Below are 20,534 nucleotides of genomic sequence, written 5' to 3'. Positions count from 1 at the left end.
ACCCGATCAAAGCGGCCGACAAACTCCTGGATTACATCTTCACGTCGCTCTACGAGACGTTCCCGTTCCCGACCGCGGAGCCGGGGTCCTCCTGTGAACTGCGCGACCCCCTCTACATGGATCCGAAGACCAACCAGCGGATCGGATAAATCTCTTTTTTTGAGTGCTTGCCCCGAGGATTTGTGGAGTAGGGCTTGCACCATATTCAACCGAATTCGGATCGATTCATGGGAGAGTTGGTGTGGCTGATGAGCAGGGCCGCAAGGGATGGTGTCGGCACGTTCCGGCCCCCTCTTGCGGAGAGGTTTCAGGAAGAACCTCCGATGTCGCCTCAATGATCGTTCTTCCCCGCCCGGTGTATCCCTCTGAAGATAATTGCGATCCCGCATTGACCGTTGAATAATACCACTGGAATGTATACCGCCCGATACCGTGCTCCGGTACCGGGATCGACCCTGATCTCCGATACCTGCTCTGTCCCCCTGATTGCCCTGGAGAACACGTCCGACGTTACCAGACCCTCCAGAAACGGGCATGCGACCTCGGTAGCAGCCTGGCCGACAACACCCTCCTTCGAAAGACCGAACCGGTCACAACAGGCCAAGGTGATGCCCCTCACCGTAAGGTCGGAATCGATAATGATCACGCTGTCCTGGATGTGATCGAAGAGTTCGAGAAGAGATGGACGAGAAGAGGCGAGATACACCTTCGCCGAACCGACGGTATGCCTCTCGACCTTACCCAGCGTCACGAGCACGCCCAGATACTTGGCTACAGAGTTGCGGTTGAGGCCGATCTTCCGGGAGATATCGGATATCGAGAGGCCGTGTATCTCTTTCTGCAGGAGGCTCAGGATCCGTGTCATTCCATCTTCATGGTTAGTAACGGTCTCGGGGGCACCACCTTCTTTTCTCAGCATAAACAAATATAATTTCGTTAAGTCCACATTTATTGATATGGGTCTTATGCGCTTGGTCGGTGTTTTTGGGGCGATGAATGCCTCGTTGAGAGGATACCTGCGCATCCGTACCTGTGCCGGGGCCCGGGATTCGTTCTTTCCGCAGACTGAATGCAGGGTTCAGAAAGACCCTCGGGAGCGAGGTGAGCGGGGATCCGCTGTCGGGTCGGATAAAAAAGAGTGTTCGTCTATGGCGCGGTTTCTTCCGCCCCGAGATTAAATTGGGTGGTTCGGGAGGAGTTTTCCCCCCGACTGGCTGTTCTACGGCGAATACTCAGAATATATGCTCTGGCTCCAGGTACCCGGAGGAGTAGACCACACCGGTCTTAATGTCCGAGAGGGTATACTCGCTGCCGCCATCGATATCGATTGCGCCGCTTGACCACCCGTAGCCCCCCCGTGCACAGGAGAAACCGAGTGTCACCGAAGGGGCGTATGGGGGCGAAGGGGAACTGAAATACTCACAGTAGACGATGAACCGCTCTCCGGGCTCCACAATCGGGTCGTTCAGATCCTCAAGTTTCAGGCCGCTGCCGAACTTCTGCATCCGGTGCCCTGCTGCTTCTTTGGGAAGCGTAACACGCCATCGTCCTGCACCACTCTGCTGCCCACTGTCCTCGACATACCTGGGGTCGACAGGGTCGTTATAGGTCAGCGTAGCCGCTCCCTGGGTACCAAAACCAAGACCTGTCATGTAGAATTTCAGGTCCCTGAGATCCAGGGAACCGCCGCCGGCATTCTTAAAGACAATCCCAATCTGGGCGTATGTCCATGGAGGGGGCGATTCATCTTTATAACCTCCGGAAGATATCCCGACCAGTTCAACCCGGGCGTCCGATGCTGTGTCGATGTCACCACCAAGAGCAGTTGCAAACGAACTAACAACCGCAGCAATGATAATCGTAACAACAACCATCAGCATCACCCCAACGACCGGGGAGACTGCATGCTCAGATACCTGCATTTTATTCATCACCATGCTGCCACCACATCCTTATCATACACGGTCTGACCGGTTGGCGTATGAACAATCGTCACATGGACGACAGACCCTTCCTGGAACCCGTATGCCGTTCTGTCCGTCACATCGAACCCGAAGAACGGGTTACGTTCCTTGAACCAGTACTGTTCGCCCGGGTGAAACAGGCAGGTGCCGAACTGTGGGGCGCCGGGACCAAACATACCGTTTCCAGGTGCAAGACTGTTTAAAGCTGGATCTTCAAGACAATACCCGTTAACCTGGGGAACGAAGGGATCCGAGTTTTCATCCCAGACATCTTCCTGGCCGATCGCGCCGTCCAGCGTGTGTTTAATGATCTTGCCGGCGTGCCTCACAGGCACCCCGTTATAGGTCTCAGGGACGGTGTAGGTTGTGACTATCTTAAGGTCTCGGGAGTTGAGTGTCTCCCCGGCGATCATCTTCAGCACCACACACTCGGGGGCGGGACCTGGCCACCAGGTCGTTGCCCCGCGACCCCCTTCAACGGGATCCCCTGCACGGACGCTGATCTCAAACGCCGTCGTCGGTGCCGGGTCGGCTGAATCGCTCAGGCCGCCAGCAAAACTGCTGACAAGGGCAGCGACGATGATCGTCACGACCAGCATGAGCATGACACCGATCACCGGAGAGACCGCACGCTCATCATCGGTGAAAAAAAGAGGCTCTTCTTTTTTTTCAGGGTCTTTTCTGTCTCTGCACATTGTTGGATTACCTCGTTTCTGTTCTTGAACGCGAACGATCACCGCATGACGATCGTACCACGCTGCATGGGTTTGCCGCTCAGCTGGTCGATGATCGTGTACTCGAAGGGCACATTGACCTGTACCCTGAACGTGCCGCCCGAACTCTCAGGAGACCAGGTGAGGAATCTTCCCTTCACAACATTTTTTTCTTCGCACAATGTGCTGTCGTAACAGTCATCGGCGACGATCCTGAACGAGTCACCAACGGTTATCAGTTCGTTTCCTCTCCCGGGAAGCGCGAAGTATGTCTCATTGCCCCGGGAATTCTTCACTGGCGTCAACTTCGATGTATCGACCGCCGCAACAGTGCTGTTGAGAAGCGTGTTCATATCGAAGTTTATGACACTGTCCCCGTTCTTCAACTGGACGGTAATATCCCGCAGCGAGAACGAGTCTCCGCCGGAGAGACGGAACTCGATGCCGTTGTTTGGCTTAAAGGATGCAGGATGATCAGGCTCCGTGTTTGTCTTATCCGTATCTATAATACTGGAAACATATGATGCAGATAGGGTAACCTGAGGTGCAATCGTCTCGTCCTGCGCAACGCTGCCGGAGAACGCACTCACCATGGCGGCGATGATGATCGTCACGACCAGCATCAGCATCACCCCGACGACCGGCGATACTGCGTTATCATCCACTGCATGCCACTGAATCATTGTACAATCACCCTGCCGCTGTAGAGGCTCTTCTGACTTGGGAGATGGATGATATCGACATCAACTGCAGACCCTCTTCCAAAGCCGAAGGCTGAGCGGTCATCTATATCAAAACCGAGGACGACCCCGGTACCTGCAGAACCCCCGGTGCTGATGACGTCGCCGGAGGAGAATGTGTAATCGCCAAAGTTGGTGCCTTCCTCGCCAGGTTTGCCGCGGGAGACATCATTCAGGTACGGGACCTTCACGGATGCGATCTTCTCACCATCAATGATCATGTTTCTCACAGGTTTTGTCGAGGATGTCACCTCCCCATGCTGCATACTCTTCTTTTTTGATGCTGGGGGTGCGTAATAGGTGATTATTCTCATATCAGAGGTTGGAATGCTGCTTCCACCGTGGTGTTCAATCAACATAACATACTGCGGGTCTGCTGGATTACTGCCCCCATCCGAGATAATCTTCACATCTAGGGCCGCTGAGGGTGTAGTCTCAGTACTCCCGAAGGCGTTCCCGGCAAAAGCCGATACAAACGCGGCAATAATAATCGTCACGACCAGCATCAGCATGACACCAATGACCGGCGAGACCGCGTCGTCCATATTAGAGCTCATACTTTTTCTCATCCAAATCTGCTTGATCATAACACACTTCCTACAAGAGTACCAAAGGCGATTACCGCCCCGGTGTTTTTGTCGGTGAGGGTGTACGTCGTCTTGCTGCTCACCTCGAACTCGCCGCTGGAGTACGGTGCGCCTGTTATACCACGGTCTGCGACATACACGACACGTCCGTATTTGCTCGTACCGTCCTCGATGTAGCGGTCTGCGTGAATAACAAATCGATCTCCTGCCTTGATCTTAGAATTAGCCAAAGTTGTGGCAGCAAATGCATCATCTGTGACATCACCTTTTTTATCCTTAATTCCGATCTTCTTCATACGATACGTAAAATCAGACGAGAGACGGGCTTCTTTCGGTTTGGAGAGCCCACGGTAGGTTTCAGATGGCGTATCGGTATAGGAGATCGAGACCTCGTCTCCTCCGGACAGGGTTGACTTCAGTTGAAGCTCGAGATCCGACAGGAGTAACGTCTCTCCGCCTTTGTTCTCAAATACCAGTCCTATCTCGCCAAGTTCGCCGATCGGGCCTTTTATCACACCGACATACTCGACCAGAGTTCCGGGTGCGGCATCTGTGTCCGAGGCAAACGCGGTAGAGAATACGCTCACCGTTGCTGCGACGATGATCGTGACGACGATCATCAGCATCACCCCGATGACCGGGGAGACTGCATCGTCTTTCCATGAATTCACCATGGTACAACCACCGCCTTATCATAGATGACCTTCCCGCTGCCGGTGTGAACGATCATCACGTTCACGGTAGCCCCTTCCCCAAATCCATAGGCCGCACGCTCGTCAGTCTCAAACCCGAGGAAGGTATCCCGGTCGAAGGTGAGCCGTCCCCCGGAGACAAGAATCGCCGTCCCGAACGTTTTTTCCGCGGTTCTTGTGGAAACGATGCTGTCGTCGTTGGTTATCTGCGGGGTGAACGGATACCCGGGAGCATCAGTATCGATGGCGTTCTCTTTGACCGGAGCGAGCGATCCGTCGATGGTATGTTTGATGACCTTTCCTACGTTCTCTTTCAGAGGACTACTTCCCCACGTCTCGGGAACGGTGTATGAACTGACGATCTTGAGATCTTTCGTCGCCAGCGGATCCCCGCCCAGGTGTTCAATAGTCACGTTTCTATCGTTTGGTCCGGCAGACATCTCGATCCCCAGCGTTGCTACAGGCGCTTTTCCGCTGCTAGATCCGAGACCTCCGGCAAAACTGCTGACGATCGCGGCGATGATGATCGTCACGACTAGCATCAGCATCACCCCGACGACCGGCGAGACCGCATCATCCCACCTGTCAGGGCGCGGTTCTCTCCTGCCCCGTGGCGCCGGTCTATCTCTGCAGGATTGCGCAATCATGTCATTCATGTCATTCTCCGTCGAAACATGGTGTTCTCCATTTGACAATATAAATTTAGTTAGAGCAAATTTTGTTGTAGATCACAGTGTCGCTTATATTATATTAATTTACTCATATCCCCTTGATGTGCGCCCCTTTCTCAAAATCGTGCCATCCAACGTCGTAGATCGAGGTCGCATGCCACCTCTGCATTGCAACAAAGTGAAATAGCGTTATAACAAATTAATTTGGGATGGTAGTCTATCGTTGCCTCTGGGAGGCCCAATAGTATGGATGACTCTCGGATACTGACGGTACTGGGCGTAGTGTTTCTTCTCATGGTTGCTCTAATACCGGTGGCCTCGGCGCGGTTTGCAACGCCAGAAGGGCCCAATGCCGGGATCGATATAGGGGAGACTGTGTTTCTGGGAGAGAAGAAGGTGAACTTCTCGGCATTCTCAGACGAGGTAAAAGGAGACCCGGTGCGGATAGTAAGGGTTGACTCAGGGCAACAGACCGATCCGATCGCAATCACAAATAACATCGCAAACTACATTCGCGGAAGCCCGGGACAGTATTATCCTGTTTATGGCGACGGAACTCTCAATTCAAACAAATATTGCTTGGTACGGGACGCCGCCGCTTCTCTTGGATGGATGATGGTGCGCGTCTCCGAGACAGATGTTCCGCCGCAATCGAACCCCTGCCGGCCGGAGACCATCCCCTATCGGATAATGGGAGTGCAATTCCTTCTGCCCGAGCATAGCCTCCCTGTTAGCGAGTTTCAGGGTTCATGGTATGAATACGAACTGCAGGGAGATGTCAAAACAGACAGCATCGTCAACACAGCCGGAACTCTGGTCTCCCTCAAGGACCTCTCCGCCGATCCTGCAGCTCCTGATACTAGGTATGTATTCCGTCTCTCCGATCAGAGTGCCGTCTCCCGGAACAGTCAGGCGACGATGGTCTTTCGGATGACCATGAACGGTCTCAATCACGAGTTGCGCTACCCCTTCACGGTGCAGGACTACCCGCTTGAACTTGAACTGTCTGGGGAGACCGCGGCGCGCGGCGATGATCTTGTACTCACGGTCCAAGGCACGCCTTTCATGCTGTACGATGTTAAGCTGCCCGTTCCCCCGGCAGGGGAGGACTATCCTCGCTTTGAGGGGGGCGGTTGGCACGAAAAGGTATCGGACTACCACGTTCGCGCCTATCCGGAGTGGGATGGCAAGGTGCGGTTGAAGATCACCATCCCAAAGAAGGCTCCGATCACCAGTTACCGCGTCTCCGCAACCGGCCCCGGCGCCGTCCAGCCGGTGCACGCAACATTCTCCATCGATCAGAGGGTCATGACAGTGATCTTTGACGAACCAAAACAGAACCAGTACGCCATCGGTGACACCATCAAACTCTCCGGGACACTGAAAAACATAAAAAAATCAGATTCTGGTTTTATCCCGATCTACCTCTTCGTCACAGGCCCTAACCTCCCCCCGAACGGGGCACCTCTTACCGATCCAAATCGGGAAGTGGTGGACGATGCGCTGGATACGTTCACTGTAACATACTACAACCCCGTCCTCGGGGTATGGGAGTATGACTGGATTACCGCACAGTTCTCCTGCGATGAGGGGACCTACACTGTCCATGCCAACCTCCAGCCAACCGGGTATCGGAAGAGCTGTTACCCCGGCGCTCCCGGCTCCATCGACGGTGAGGTCCCCCCGTCATGGGAGTACGAGTTGAGCAGCCCGACCATTCACGCAAAGTTCGATGAAGCGACCGGCGGGGTCTTCGCCCGCGGGGATTACCTCTATTCGTGGTGGTATGCCCGCGGGAGCCCCGGTAATGACAGGATAGCAGGTTCCACCGGCCATATGAAGTGGTATATCTTCGGCCCGAACTTCAAGTATGCTGACTGTAACCCTAGGTTCCCTCTCGATGACGATGGGTCATACGGGATCACCCACTCGCGCAACTTCACCTACGACCTCTCCCCCGGCGACTACTTCATCGTCTACCACCACCCCGGACCAAACAACCGGTTCGACGTTCTGCCCGAGAACAACCTCCACTTCAGGGGCCACGTGAGGGAGTTGTTCAATGTGGACGATGGAAGGGTGCTCGTCAACCTCGGGAATCTTGACGGCAGGAGTGCGGCCAACGCCATGGTAGATGCGCTGGATTCGGTGACCGTCGACGACATCTACATGATGGACACCTTCACCGTCGAAGATCCCCTGATCCGGATCAGGTCGCCCGGCGAACTGGTCGTCGGGGATGAACTGGTCGTCGAGGGGGCCACCAACCTCGCCGGGAAAGGGACGACCGCCGACGGAACAGACGTCTCGGATACCCTGACCCTGACGATCACCTCGCTTGACCTGCACGGATCGGGCAAGGCGAATACCGTCATGAAGATCCCGGTCAATTACACCGTTCCGAAGAAGTACGACCCCATCACCGGGCTCCGTCCGTTCACCTATGACCCGATCGATACCAACTCCTGGTATCCGGGGAAGTACCTGATCACCATTACGTGCAAAGACGTCAACCACAAAGAGACCTGTGCCTTCGAACTCCTCAGCGAGGGGAACCAACGCAACACCACGGTCGGCGAGGCGCAGAACCCCTTCCCACACCGGACCCAGGCAACACGCGCCCCCGCGCCATCCGTGGAGCCGGAGTTCACGCCCATCTCCCTGCCTACGACGCAGTCCCCGGGGTTTGAGGGGCTTATCGCCGTTACCGCGGTTTTCGGTGTGCTCCTCCTGAGGAGGCGGTAGGTGTGGATCTCACGTTTGACGAGTCGCTCTTCAACAAGATCATCGTCGTTCTTGTGATCGCGATCGTCATTGTCGGTGCTGTTGCCGCCCTCCGGTTCTCCGGTCTTCTCGGTGGCGATGGAGGCGTTCCCGGGCCGGGTCCGGCTTTCGGCGAGCCCAAGCCCGAGCCCTCCTATGGCCCGGACGAACAGGAGGGGGAGAGGGAGGTGGTCACCGGCTTGAAGTCTTACAACTGGTCATATCGCGGGAGCAGGATGGCGATGGACCTCTACATCTCTAACGCCACCTACCAGCGGTTTCTCTCCTCGTCATACGGGACCTACGAAGAGAAACCGGAGCGCATGGCCGAGTACGTCTTGACCGACGGCGACGACGGTATCATCGCGAACCTTGCAGATTGGTTCCTCAACACATCCCTGACGGTGGGGTACGGGAACAGTGATACCGTCGGCAACGTCCTCGCCTTCGTGAAGAGCCTCAACTACACAACAGACGAAGAACGCCGCGCGACCGACGCTTACCCGAACTACCCGGTCATAACCCTTGCCACAGGGGAAGGAGACAGTGAAGACCATGCTATCCTTGCCGCCGCCATCCTTGACCGGATGGGTTACGGTGTCGGCCTCCTCTACTACCCGGCGACCCACGACCGGCGCACGATCATCCCCGAGGCCACCGCCCTCGCCTTGATCACCGACGGTACGGTTCCCGGGCGGCTCTACTGGACCGTTGCAGAGGCTCCGGCGGGCAGACTCATCTACTATCCCGGAAACCGGACCTGCAGCGTCACCTTCCCGGAGGGTGCCGATCCTGAATCTGGGTGGTACTCCGGTGAGGCAGTCTGGTACAACGCCACATCCTCGGGTCGCTTTAGCGATCTCCGGTATTATCCGGCGAACCGGACGTTCGTCGCCGGGGCGGAAGTAGCCGATGCCCATACCGTCGTTGTGGAGGACGCCGTCTGGAACCAGCCGGTCGTCGTATCTGCGGCATGGACCGCGAATACCACAGAAAAAGGCGTCCCACGTAGCGCCTACGACGGTATGATACCCTACTTCGACGGCGGCGACGACCTCTGGCTGGGCTGGACCCTCTCGCGGGACGACCGCCTCGATGCCGGCACCACCGTTGCCGGTAAGCAACCCCTCGGTGAGACGCCTCCGTTCTCGGCGAACGAGAGTCTCCCGGGGGCTCTCCGCATCCCGGTCTCCGAGCCCTCTCCGCCGCTGATGACCTGGTTAGAATCAGTAAAGAACTACTCCACGAGCACCTGGTACCCGGCCGGAGTTTCCTGGACCTACGACGACAAATGGCGGCTCCATGAGAACATCCTCGAGATGCGCGACCCCCTGCTTGAGAACCCCGAAGCCTACTCGTTCCGGGGCGTCACCGAGGTCATCGCCCCGGTCCCCTGGCGAGTCACGTATACGATCCAGAAGATGGACCCTGCTCACTCAGATAAGAAGATGACCCCATACAGCGACGTGCGGTTCGCTGTCTACCGCATCGACGACGGTGTCGCCGCCTTTGACCGTGCTTTCGGTTGGCAGACACTCTACGGGGCGAGCCAGCGTAAGAGCGAGGCCGTCTTCGGTCCAGGGGACTACGCGCTCGCGGTCTTTGTCAGGAACTGCGAGGTGGATGTGGTCATCGAGTATCACGGCAAACCGGCTGAAACAGCCTGCCGTGGGGGGATATAATGTTCGACTTCTCAGCCCTCTTCGGGAAGAAAGCAAGAAACGCGCCGCAGCGAAGTGCTGCCGCAGGCGAGGTTCCGGACCCTGCCCCCCTGATCCTAAACCTCCCCCCCGCAGACCCAAGCGTGGATATGGTCGAACGCTACTGGCTGGACCCTCCTTTCTCTTACGCTAACATCTTTCTCAGGGACTCGATCACCCTCGGCTATGAGATCGTCGAACCCAAGGTCACGGAGAAAGAGTTGATCATCCTCGAAGAGACGTTTGAGCAACTCAGGGCGATGCTCATCTACGATACCGCCCGCAAGAGGGGCGAACTCGGCCTCGATCTGGACCTCCTCAGGAGGGTGATCCGTTCCTTTGATCCCGAGATCCCCGATGAGCGGGTGGAGGTACTCGTCTACTACCTCCAGCGCAACTTCCTCGGCTACGGGAAACTGGACCCCTTAATGAACGATGATAAGATCGAGGATATCACCTGCAACGGCCCGGATGTCCCGATCTTTCTCTATCACCGGAAGTACGCTAATATTCAGACGAACTGCGTCTTTGACGGAGAAGAGTTGAACAAGTTCGTGCTCAAACTCGCTCAGAAGGCTGACAAACAGCTCTCGCTCTCGACCCCGCTCATCGATGCCGCCCTCCCTGAGGGGTCGCGGGCACAGATCACCTACTCGGACATCATCTCCTCCAAGGGGAGTTCGTTCACCATCCGGAAGTTTCGCGCCGACCCCATGACGCCGGTCAACCTCATCGCCAACCATACCTACGACCTTGATTTGATGGCGCACATCTGGCTTGCGGTCGAGAACCGGAAGAGCATGATCATCTCCGGAGGAACGGCAAGCGGCAAGACCTCGACGATGAACGCCGTCTCGTTCTTCATACCCCCGGTGGCAAAGATCGTCTCTATCGAGGATACCCGCGAGATCCAACTTCCGCATATCAACTGGCTGCCGATGCGGACACGTGAGAGCACCAACGTCAGCGGCACCGGCAACGTCGGCATGTTCCACCTCCTGAAAGCGGCGCTCCGTCAGCGGCCCGAGTATATCATCGTCGGGGAGGTGCGCGGCGAAGAGGCGCAGACCCTCTTCCAAGCGATGAACACCGGGCACACCACCTACTCCACCGTTCACGCAGGGAACGTGCGGGAGACAGTGAACCGCCTGATCCATGATCCCATCAACGTCCCGGTGGCGATGTTCAATGCTCTTGATCTAGTCTTGGTGCAGAGCCTCCTCTATGATAAGGGGCGAGGCTTCCGCCGATGTCTCTCGCTGAACGAGATCCGGGTCGTTGACGACGAAGTCAGGTGGGAACCGCTCTTCACCTGGGACCACCGGAGTGATAGTTTCGTCAGGGTGTATGAGCAGTCGGCCGTCTTTGACGATATCGCCTACCGGAACGGCTGGAGCAGAGAGCAGCTCGAAGCGGCCGTCGCTCTTCGCAGAACCGCCCTTGAGGGTATGATCCGGGCAGGCCCTCTCTCTCCATCGGAGGTCGGGCAGATGATACAGGAAATGATGGCACAGGGACAGCAATGACGAAGACAGCAACGCCGCGTACCTTCAGGGACGAGGTAGCCCACTCGTTACTCTCAGCCCACATACCGATCCCCGCCGCCCGCTACCTACAGTACGGTCTGATCGTAGCCCTGCTTACCGGTTTTCTCTATATCCTCGCCGTTCTCCTCTTCTCTATCTTCGGGGTCGAGGTCAACATCCTCCCCTTCCTCCCCTACGGCGTTACCGTTCTAATCGGCTTTATCGCCGTCGTCGGTCTGCTCCTCCTTGGCGTCTACCTCTACCCCCGCCTCCTGGCTGAGGGGCGCCGGGCGCGGATCGAGGTTGACCTCCCTCACGCGGTCACCTACATGCAGGCGCTCTCGTCCACCCTCACGCTCTATGCTATCTTCCGGGCTGTTTACGAGGCGGGCGACCTCTACGGCGAGGTCTCAAAGGAGTGCGGGCTCATCGTCAGAGATGTGGAGGTTTTTGGTCTTGACCTCCTCACGGCGATGCGAAACGTCCAGGAGGTCACGCCGTCCGCCAACTTCAAGGAACTGATAAACGACCTCACGCTGGTCTACCGAAGCGGAGGAAACCTCACCACGTTCTTCAACTCCAAGTCGGAGACATACCGTGAGCTCGCCCGACAGGAGCAGGAGGCTCTTCTCCAGATTCTTGAAATGATCGCCGAGGTCTACGTGACTGCGTTTGTTGCCGGACCGATCGCGATCATCATCATCCTGGTTGCCCAGAACCTCACCGGACAGAGCCAACTCGCAGGCATCATGCCGCTTATGTATCTTGGTCTCCCGTTAGGAGCGATCTGTCTTATCTTCATCCTCTACGTCCTCCTTCCGCCTGACAACCTCGACGTCACGCGCCGTGAGGTGCGGGACTCCGAGTTCGGTGCCGATATCCTGGACCCTGCCGCCGAAGGAGAACCCGATGAGAAATTCCTCAAGAACCTCGAGTCGAGAAAACGCTGGCTGCGCATCTTAGAGATCCTCCGCCATCCCGTGGCCTTCTACATCTCCGACTACACGGTCGGGGCGGTGATCGGCACAGGGCTGCTCTGCGCTCTCTTCCTCAGTTACCGGTTCGGCTCCTTCAGGTCGGTCTTCCCTACCTATACCTTTGAGGTCTTTCTCTGTCTTGCCGTCATCGTGACCGTGATACCAGTGATGATCGCCTACGAGATACGCCGCCGGTACGTCATGAAGGTCGAGGCGCAGCTCCCCATCTTCCTCGCCGAGATCGCGGATATGCGGGATGTCGGTATGACGCTGCAGGGCGCCATCTTCATGATCTCCAACACCAAGATGGGCGTTCTCTCTCGTGAGGTGCAGATCGCCGCCGAGGAACTCAGGCTCGGGTCCAGCGTTTCAGGCGCCCTTGTTCGGATGGAGGAGCGTATCGGCCTGGTCTCGGTGAAACGGGCGATCTCTCTCCTAGTGCGGGCAAGCGAGGTGACCGATTACATCCGCGAGATCCTGTCGATCGCGATCAACGACCTTCAGCATTATATCAAGATGAAGACAAAGCGGCTGAACGCCTCGTTCGTCTACTTGGCGGTGATATACCTCTCGTTCGGCATCTACCTCTACTCGGCCTACCAGTTGAACGTCGCCTTTATCTCAAGTTTCTCGGCGTATGACGTCACCTTTGATATCTCTTCGAACATCCGGGAGATGCTCCATGTCGGTATCATCCTTGGGTTCTTCTCGGGGATCATGGCCGGGCAGCTCTCTTCGAACAGTGTACTTGCCGGCTTAAAGCACGTCTGTGTGATGCTGGCTGCGACGGTGATCCTCTTTGCCTACATCATATGAGGCGCGATTTATGAAAGATGGAATTCAGCACGATGAGGCGGTATCCTCGGTCGTCGGCGAGATGATCATGATAGCCCTGGTCATCATCCTGATCGCCCTCTTCGCCACATCGGCGTTCTCCCTGGTCCCGGGTGGACGGGAGGCGAGCGTCGATGTCGCGATGAAGAACGAGTCGGGCGATGACAAGGTGGTCTTCTGGCACAAAGGGGGTGACTGGGTGGAGAAGAAGGATCTGACGGTGCTTGTCATCGGTAAGGACGGGAAGAGGAAGGAGTATGCAGACTTCTTCCTCTACGACCACGCCAACAAAACGACCAACGCCTTCGACCTTGGCGGGCGCCTGGAGGTCAAAATTGACCCTTCCCTCGGGAAGGGAGATATAGTGCGGCTGATCACGCCGAAGAATGTCATTTACTCAGGGGAGGTTAGATATGAAGAATGACGAAGCGGTCTCGACCGTGATCGCGATGATGCTGATCCTCGGCATCATCGCCACGCTGATCGCAATCTACTCTGCGACGTATCTTCCCGGGCTGAAGCAGCAGTCTGAGATTGAACATTCGCGGGATGTGGCGAATGCCTTTGTCAGGTTTGGTTCTGATATCGATTACGTGGTATCGCAGAAGAAAGCAGCCCGGTTCAGTGAACCCTTCTCCCTCGGCGGGGGTGATGTTCTCTTAAGCCCGGTCCGTTCGAGCGGGCTGGTCACCATAGGGGAAGAACGGCCTCTGGTGGATGTGACCGTCACCAACCAGACAGGTGAGAGGATGACGGGGAATGTCTCCCTGGTGGACGTCTCCTACGTGCCCTCGTTTACCACCTGGGAGCCGCAGGGCTACCGCTGGGAGTATGGCTTTGTTGCGGTGACGAAGGACAATGTGACGGTACCGCAGTCGTCGGGGTACAACACGATGGATGAGGCGCTGGGAAAGAGGGGTGTTGAGTTCCTCGGGTCGGTCATCGATTTGAACCCGTCTGGTGCGAACCTTGAGATCACCGCGACGAACCTCACCCGGAAGGAAGATGAATTTTACATCACCGGGAGCGGGATAGCCACGATCGAGGTGAATGCAACTACTCTTCCCAAGTTGTCCCTGGATGAAGTGACTGAAATCGTCTTTGAAGACCTCATCGCTGACGGTGGGGTGCCTGGAATGAAGGAAATTCTGAAAGAAAAATGCGAAGAGGTTGAGAGAAAGGGTGTTGGCGCCACGTATATACCCCCTGGCGAAGGCGAATCGTCTCATAAACTTACGTTCACATCTTCCATGACCGTGACCCTCCGGATCGTGAACGTCGAGGTAAGCGTATGCTAGGTGCCGGTGCGAAGACCGACTCTGCGGTCTCCCCGGTCATCGGGGTCATGCTTCTCCTGGCGATCGTGATCATCATCGCCGCGCTTGTTGCCTCCTTTGCAGGCGGGGCCGCCGACACAAAGGAGAAAGCCCCTTCGGTGGACCCTGCAGTGTATACTGCAGGGAGCGGACAGAACTTCACCCTCGTCTTCGAGCACCGGGGCGGGGACCAAGTCAGGATCGAGGACCTCAGGGTCAACACCTGGGTCCACCTGCCGGACGGCGATCTTCGTCCTGCGTCGCATGAGGGGGATGAACTGAAGGATTCCTTTGGGCTCGGTACCTGGAGGGTGGGGGTTGGTGTGAATACCGGGGGACTGGATGGGACCGCCAGGTTCCTTGGGGTTGAGAAGGAGGAGTTGTCCGGGTATATCGATCAGTCGGTCACGGTTGATGTGGCGGTCTACCACCTGCCGAGCGGTGCCCTCCTGCATAAGAGCAGCCTTCTCCTGAAGGAGCGGTGAATTATGAGAGATGGTATGAAGAATGATAACGCCGTGTCTGAGGTGATTGGCGTCATGCTGATGATCTCGGTCACGCTGATCATCGTGGCTCTTGTGGCGGTGTACGCCACCGGGGCGGCGGGTGATACCGCGCAGCCGATCAGGGCGGACCTGGTCGCCACCGGGCAGCCGGAACTGAACGAGAGTACAAGTACATATCAGGTCGTCTTCGACCACCTATCCGGGGACCCGTTCAACGTCGACCAGGTGGAGGTGAGTATCGGTTCGCGTGAGGACCAAACCCTGCATATGGTGCTCAGGAATGAAGGGGAGCCGCGGCTTATCGAGACCTTTGACCCGGATAACCCGATGGTTGAGCTTGGTGACCGGTTTAAGGTCTCTCTTGGTAAGTATGATGAGACCAATAAGCGTGTCACCCTCCCCGGAGGTGCGAAGATCGAGTGCGGTAAGCACCACCTGACGTACCGTTTCATCGACCGCCGTACCGGCTCTCCCATCTCATCGGGCGAGGTTTTGATCAGGAAGGTCTGAGAGGGGTCCTTTTTTTATCGTGGTTGTCTCGATGCCCCTCAGGCCCCTGCTCCGGTCGCGCTCCCGGGTTCTTTGCCATGACTGCCCCCCGTGGGGTGGGGATGACGGGCATCTCCTCTCCGGGAAGGGAGAGCATCGCAAAGGCGGGTATCCCCGGGTTCAGGATACCGGGAGAACCGGGAAAACTCGCCGTCGCGGTGCATGGGCGGGGCCTGCCAGACGTTTTGGTGCCCCTTCTCGGGATCGTATGCCATATCCGGGAGGCGGTTGAGCGTCTCGCCGTAACTCTCCCGCGGGTGCACCGTTACGCCATCCAGGCGGGCCCTGGTCTCCGGCCGGAGCTGGATCGTGGTAACTAGAGAGAACGATGGGCGGCAATGAGGGTATGAAGGCTGCTCCGCGGAAAGGGGAGGTGTTCCGGATAGCGACCCCGACGTTGACAGCAGGTGCTGTCATTCTGCTGTCAATGAGAAAATGCCAGGGTGTTTTGAAAATGCAGCCCGTTTGGGGATATTTATACAAAGGAATACGATGAATAGAACCAGTCAAAGAAGTAGCAAGGTAATTGTATGCCAACGACTAAGAAACAACTGAAGAAACTAAACAGGGCAAAGAAGGCCAAGGCAGAAGAACTCGCGCAGCAGGCGGCTGCGGGCAGCCAAGCCGCCAAGAAGAAGCTCAAGAAGCTCGAGAAAAAGATCAAGTGAGCCGCCTGGAACTTCCGACTGTTTTCATTTTTTCGATTAAGGGCTCCATAATCGGGGCGGTTGCTTTTTTCGAGAAAACTATAACCCAAAACCAGAATGCGAGGAGAGGGATTCGAACCCGCGAACTCCTTCGAGAGTCGATCTTGAGTCGACCGCCGTTGACCGCTTGGCTATCCTCGCGCCTGTACCTATTGCACGTGAGAACTAATGAGCTTGATGGCGCCTACTCCTCCGCCACCCACCGCCGGACAAACGCCCCGACCCGCTCCACCGCCGCCACACCCTCCGGGAGGACCGCGGCAAACGCCTGCCAGCAGTGAAACATCCCCTCCGCACAGTCAAACGTGACCGAAACCCCCTGCAGTTCCGCCACGCTCACGAACGCCGCGATCCCGTCGATCAGGATCTCCCCGCCCCCCGCCTGCACGAGCATCGGTGGCAGCCCCTGGAGGTCCGCGTAGAGCGGTGAAGCCAGGGGATCGGTGGGATCGTGGCCGGCGATGTAGTCCTCCAGGATCCCGACCAGGTGTTTGGGCGTGAGCCAGTCGGTCTCCTGGTTGAAGAGCACCGATTCGCCAAGGAAGAGCATATCCACCGCCGGGGAGAGGGAGACTGCCGCTGCCGGCATCGCGAGCCCCGCATCGCGCGCGGCTAGAAGCATCGAGATCACAAGCGTCCCCCCCGCCGATATCCCCACCGGCACGATCCCTGCCGGGGAATGCCCCTTGCGGAGCAAGTAGCGGTAGGCGGCGAGGCAGTCCTCCACCGCCGCCGGGAACGGATGCTCCGGCGCAAGCCGGTAATCGACCGAGAAGACCCCCGCTCCCGCCGCGTCCGCAAGCCTTGCGCAGAGGTCGAGGTGGCCGGCGGTCGAACCGCCGGTAAACCCTCCGCCGTGGAAGAAGAGGAGGGTCAGGTCAGGCCGGGACGCAGGCGTCGTCACCAGAAACGCAGGGACACCCTCCCCGACCCGCGCCGGCTCGACCGCCGGCCGCCGGGGGGTGAGCGGAAGAGAACCGCCCCCTTTCAGGACCCTGAGGATCCCGGCAGCAGGGGACACCCCCATCCCCTCACATAAAGTCCGCAAGCCCCAGTTGCCGCTCCGGGGGCTCGCCGAAGGTGGACTCGATCTGCATGCAGAGCACCTCCACCCGCTGTTTCGTATACTCAGATACCGCGTAGGTCTTGCAGATATCGCGCGACATCTCCAGGTACTTCTTCACCGACCCCTCGTGGACCGTGGGAATGACGTTCCCCCCGCACCGGGTGCACTTCCCGGCGATCGGCATCCGCCGGTATTTTGCGTTGCACTTCGTGCACCGGACCTTCTGCTTCGAGAAGGCGTTGAGGTTCCCCTGGAGGTCCCTGATGAAGTGGGTGTTTAAGACCCGCTCCGCAACATCATCGGTATCCACCGCCCGGATCTTCTCGGCAAGGTCGAGTTCCGCCTCCAATTTCTCAAGCATCGTCCCGAGTTTCGTGTAGGTCGACTCAAGCGGCCCCGCCGAGATATCAGAGGTCGGGTGGGTGAAGAAGAACCCCTCGACCTGGGCCGGGGTCCCGAGCCTTCGTTCCACCCGGTCGACGTACTTGTCAAGGTCTTTTGGGTGAGCGTAGGCGAGACAGCCCTCGTAGACCTCCAGGGGGTAGTGGTCGCAGACATCGACGTTGAGACACTCCTTGTCGACCTCTGCCGGGTCTATCCGGGTTGTCAGGACAAGCGGCGCATCCATCGTCCCGCCCCTGGTCTCGGGGAGGTAGGCCCGGGAGAAGTTGATCAGCCCGTCAAGGAGGAGCATCACGCAGTCCTCGTCGCCGTCGCACTGCCCGCAGAAGATGCCGTTTGCGACCAGGGTATGGTTCTCCGCAACCGTTAGACAGTAGACCCGGTCGTCGAGCGCCTGGACGGTCTCCCGGGCGACGACCTCGTCGCTGATGACAAGCCCGCCCTCCTCCGCCGGGACACGATCGCCAATCTTCACCTCAAGCGCCCTGATCTTTCGCAGGTAGCCGGTATCCCAGACCAGCATCGCGTGGTCCGGGGTGACCGTGAGGACCTTCCCCCGCCGTGTCGCAAACTGAATCAGGTGCGCCGGGGCCCGGTGGACCGAGACCGAGGTGACCTTCTTGAGGCTGGTCACCCCCAGGGTATCGATGCTCCTGACATAGAACGGCTGCATGGGGTCAGAGTAGAACGTCCCCATATGGTCAAGCCCGGGCTTTGAGACATCGAAGTTCTCCACGACGAACCGCCTGATCGGCATCGAGATCCACCGGCGGCCGTCTGAGACGGTGATCTCGGTATCGCCCGCAAAACAGTTCCGCCGTTTCGCGGCATGGAAGAACGGGTGGCCGTAACCGACCGGCGCCTTCGAAAACCCGATAAGCCGGGCGAGGACCCCGGCGCTGGTGTGCGGGGCAAGCCCCATCAGGAGATGGCCCACGAGGTCGAGCGGCTTTTCCGCCCGATAGAAGGGCTCAAGCCTGTAGACCTTCACCAGGAGGTCGTCGACGAACTTCGCTACCCGAACCAGCCACTCGCCGCAGTCCTCCGAGACCAGGATGTCCTGGTGCCTGAGTTCCAGCACCTGGTCGGGTTCGGTGAGTTCCCGGCCGTAGATGTCGTGGGTGTAGCCGAGTTCACGGAGCCGCTCGATCGGGACACTGATCTCATCGGGCCGGAAATGGGTCAGGGGAAGGTCGATCATATCGTAGCGGACGGTGCCGTCCTTGAAGACATAAAGGTTTTGCAGCGCCCGGAGGATCCCTTTCTCGATCGGCTCCACCGGCCGCTCCCGGGATATCAGGCCTTTCACGCCTTTTAAGAGCGTGACTGCCGAGTCCCGGACCCCGACGTTCTCCAGCGCCGCCGCGTACTCGCTCTTGACGTTGATGGTGACCTTCTGGAGGCAGACCGTCGGCACGTTGCACCGGGGGCACTGATCCTTGCCGATCTCCTGCCCGCACTTGGGGCACCGGAGGACCGGGACCGTGTGGGTGCCGCACTCGCAGAGGTTTTTGTAGGTGAAGGTGCCGCAGGCCGGGCAGCGGCGCTCGCCGACCTCCACCTCGATCATGCCGCCGTCCGTGTTGGACCTGGGTTTTGAGGCGCAGGCCGCCTGGAACGACCGACGGGAACCTCCCTCGTCACCGATCGGGAAGAGCGAATGCGGCGGCGGCCGCATCTCCCGCTGTTTTGATTTTCCGGGCCGCCCCATCCTGCCGCCGACCCGGGTGCCAGCCCGTGAACGGATCACAAACCCGGAGAGGTGCATCACGAGGTCAAGGGAGTTTTCCAGGGGAGCGTCCTGCCACGCCGGCCGCTTCTCGAGTTGCAGCGTCAGCCCGAGGCAGGCGAGGAGCACCAGGTACTCCGGGACCACGATCCGGTCCCCGGAGAGGTGGTGGGGGACCAGGAGTTCCTCGAGGATCGCCTTCACCTCTGGGGTATCGGGCACGGAGAGCCCCCCGTCACCGACCCTGCCCTCGGCGCTGACCCGGTCGGCAAGGAGGGCGATATCGGCGGGAGCGACGTCGTCCCAGAGGTAGGTGTACTCGGGGTGGAGGGGGACCCCCTCAAGCGCGAACTCGATCGCCTCAAGTTCGTCCTCCGGGCGCCGCGTCCCGCCCTCGAGCCGCCACCACTCCTCGCAGTAGCACGGCGGCATCAGGGGGTGGTTGTTCTCCATGAACTCGCCGAAACTGATCAGGACCTCGCCGGTATCCAGGATCTCGGCGACCTGGCCGGCGATCCGCCGGGCCTCCGCAGCGTCATCGACCCGCAGCACCTCCCCGCTCCTGAGTTTCACCGTCGGCCCCTGGATCGAGTCCACCGGCACGATCCCGGCCGCCTTGCCCGGGCGCTCGATCTTCATCTGGGTCCCGACCGCGAGGAAGTCGCCGAGGATGTGCATCGTCGCCGGACTCAGACCGGCGGCCGCAAACCCGGTGTTCCGGGACCGGCCGAGCCGCAACCGGAACCCCCCTTTGCGCATCGGGTAGGAGAAGACCGGGCGGCCGCCGATCAGGTCCCTGATGTACTTGTCTTTGGGTTTGATGGCGGCGCCCGCATCGTCATCATCGCTCTTTGCCGAAGCGCCGCCGCTGATCATCTCCTCAAGCCAGTCCCAGCCCTCCATCTTCATATTCCTGACGTTTTTGAGGACTTTAGGGGCTTTCAGGGCCAGCCCTTCGGCGACGACGAGCGCCATCCCGCCCCTGACGGTGTTCGTCTCCACCCGTTCCAGGTTCCGGTAACCGCTCACCTCCTCCCGCTCGGTCGGTTCGCCGTCGATGCAGACCGGGCAGTTCTCGATGATCATCCGGAG

The 20,534-nt window shown here is 58.4% G+C and carries 19 protein-coding genes and 1 tRNA gene; 9 read left to right on the top strand and 11 right to left on the bottom strand.

The genetic code is table 11. The features are described 5' to 3' along the window. Positions 1–331: 331 nt before the first annotated feature. The 7 genes from BP858_RS05195 to BP858_RS05165 form a co-directional block, all read right to left on the bottom strand. Positions 332–919 (bottom strand): helix-turn-helix domain-containing protein, encoded by a 588-nt coding sequence (locus BP858_RS05195; RefSeq protein ID WP_286879020.1) that lies wholly within the window; start codon positions 917–919, stop codon positions 332–334. Positions 920–1,232: 313 nt separating this feature from the next. Further along, on the bottom strand, positions 1,233–1,937 hold the full coding sequence (locus tag BP858_RS05190; RefSeq protein WP_394339377.1) for a type IV pilin: 705 nt from the start codon (positions 1,935–1,937) through the stop codon (positions 1,233–1,235). Beyond that, positions 1,931–2,659 carry a type IV pilin N-terminal domain-containing protein gene (locus BP858_RS05185; protein WP_286879019.1) on the bottom strand — a complete coding sequence of 243 codons (729 nt, stop codon included), beginning with the start codon at positions 2,657–2,659 and terminating at the stop codon, positions 1,931–1,933. The genes BP858_RS05190 and BP858_RS05185 overlap by 7 nt, the downstream gene beginning before the upstream one ends. 38 nt (positions 2,660–2,697) lie before the next feature. Then, complete coding sequence (locus BP858_RS05180; protein WP_394339378.1) at positions 2,698–3,306, bottom strand: type IV pilin N-terminal domain-containing protein; 609 nt, start codon at positions 3,304–3,306, stop codon at positions 2,698–2,700. 50 nt (positions 3,307–3,356) lie between these two features. Further along, complete coding sequence (locus tag BP858_RS05175) at positions 3,357–4,004, bottom strand: type IV pilin N-terminal domain-containing protein (protein WP_286879018.1); 648 nt, start codon at positions 4,002–4,004, stop codon at positions 3,357–3,359. Further along, positions 4,001–4,678 carry a type IV pilin N-terminal domain-containing protein gene (locus tag BP858_RS05170; RefSeq protein ID WP_286879016.1) on the bottom strand — a complete coding sequence of 226 codons (678 nt, stop codon included), beginning with the start codon at positions 4,676–4,678 and terminating at the stop codon, positions 4,001–4,003. Before BP858_RS05170 ends, BP858_RS05175 begins: the two co-directional genes overlap by 4 nt. Next, positions 4,672–5,244 (bottom strand): type IV pilin N-terminal domain-containing protein, encoded by a 573-nt coding sequence (locus BP858_RS05165; protein WP_074175826.1) that lies wholly within the window; start codon positions 5,242–5,244, stop codon positions 4,672–4,674. The genes BP858_RS05170 and BP858_RS05165 overlap by 7 nt, the downstream gene beginning before the upstream one ends. A gap of 813 nt (positions 5,245–6,057) precedes the next feature. Here BP858_RS05165 and BP858_RS05160 point away from each other — a divergent pair. Genes BP858_RS05160 through BP858_RS05125 form a run of 8 tightly spaced genes read left to right on the top strand, consistent with a single transcriptional unit; the run spans position 6,058 to position 15,499 of the window. Further along, complete coding sequence (locus BP858_RS05160; RefSeq protein WP_286879015.1) at positions 6,058–8,112, top strand: PGF-CTERM sorting domain-containing protein; 2,055 nt, start codon at positions 6,058–6,060, stop codon at positions 8,110–8,112. Between the two features lie 2 nt (positions 8,113–8,114). Then, positions 8,115–9,812 carry a hypothetical protein gene (locus BP858_RS05155; RefSeq protein ID WP_281767465.1) on the top strand — a complete coding sequence of 566 codons (1,698 nt, stop codon included), beginning with the start codon at positions 8,115–8,117 and terminating at the stop codon, positions 9,810–9,812. Then, complete coding sequence (locus tag BP858_RS05150; RefSeq protein ID WP_281767464.1) at positions 9,812–11,356, top strand: type II/IV secretion system ATPase subunit; 1,545 nt, start codon at positions 9,812–9,814, stop codon at positions 11,354–11,356. The genes BP858_RS05155 and BP858_RS05150 overlap by 1 nt, the downstream gene beginning before the upstream one ends. Continuing rightward, complete coding sequence (locus BP858_RS05145) at positions 11,353–13,149, top strand: type II secretion system F family protein (protein ID WP_281767463.1); 1,797 nt, start codon at positions 11,353–11,355, stop codon at positions 13,147–13,149. The genes BP858_RS05150 and BP858_RS05145 overlap by 4 nt, the downstream gene beginning before the upstream one ends. Before the next feature lie 10 nt (positions 13,150–13,159). Next, positions 13,160–13,591, top strand: coding sequence for a type IV pilin N-terminal domain-containing protein (locus BP858_RS05140; protein ID WP_286879014.1), 432 nt, complete (start codon positions 13,160–13,162; stop codon positions 13,589–13,591). Then, a complete protein-coding gene (locus tag BP858_RS05135) occupies positions 13,581–14,465 on the top strand; it encodes a hypothetical protein (protein WP_281767461.1) in 885 nt (294 codons plus the stop codon). Before BP858_RS05140 ends, BP858_RS05135 begins: the two co-directional genes overlap by 11 nt. Continuing rightward, a complete protein-coding gene (locus BP858_RS05130; RefSeq protein WP_281767460.1) occupies positions 14,459–14,968 on the top strand; it encodes a type IV pilin N-terminal domain-containing protein in 510 nt (169 codons plus the stop codon). The genes BP858_RS05135 and BP858_RS05130 overlap by 7 nt, the downstream gene beginning before the upstream one ends. Before the next feature lie 33 nt (positions 14,969–15,001). Continuing rightward, a complete protein-coding gene (locus BP858_RS05125) occupies positions 15,002–15,499 on the top strand; it encodes a type IV pilin N-terminal domain-containing protein (RefSeq protein WP_286879012.1) in 498 nt (165 codons plus the stop codon). 38 nt (positions 15,500–15,537) lie between these two features. Here the strand turns inward: BP858_RS05125 and BP858_RS12400 are convergent, their stop codons facing one another. Next, complete coding sequence (locus BP858_RS12400) at positions 15,538–15,801, bottom strand: hypothetical protein (protein ID WP_422656678.1); 264 nt, start codon at positions 15,799–15,801, stop codon at positions 15,538–15,540. A gap of 267 nt (positions 15,802–16,068) precedes the next feature. Between BP858_RS12400 and BP858_RS05115 the strand changes: the two genes are divergently transcribed. Continuing rightward, positions 16,069–16,206, top strand: coding sequence for a hypothetical protein (locus BP858_RS05115; protein ID WP_179965940.1), 138 nt, complete (start codon positions 16,069–16,071; stop codon positions 16,204–16,206). 97 nt (positions 16,207–16,303) lie between these two features. Here the strand turns inward: BP858_RS05115 and BP858_RS05110 are convergent. From BP858_RS05110 to polC, 3 genes are all read right to left on the bottom strand, one after another. Beyond that, positions 16,304–16,386, bottom strand: a tRNA-Leu gene (locus tag BP858_RS05110). 43 nt (positions 16,387–16,429) lie between these two features. Then, entirely contained in the window at positions 16,430–17,272 is an 843-nt protein-coding gene (locus tag BP858_RS05105; protein WP_062261625.1) for an alpha/beta hydrolase, read from the bottom strand. Between the two features lie 4 nt (positions 17,273–17,276). Continuing rightward, positions 17,277–20,534 (bottom strand): DNA polymerase II large subunit (gene polC / locus BP858_RS05100; protein WP_286879011.1); only part of this gene is annotated, 3,258 nt, incomplete at its 5' end.

Source organism: Methanoculleus sp. UBA413 (assembly GCF_002502935.1).
GTDB classification, from domain to species: Archaea; Halobacteriota; Methanomicrobia; order Methanomicrobiales; family Methanoculleaceae; genus Methanoculleus; species Methanoculleus bourgensis.
This window is presented reverse-complemented; position numbering and strand designations above follow the sequence as displayed.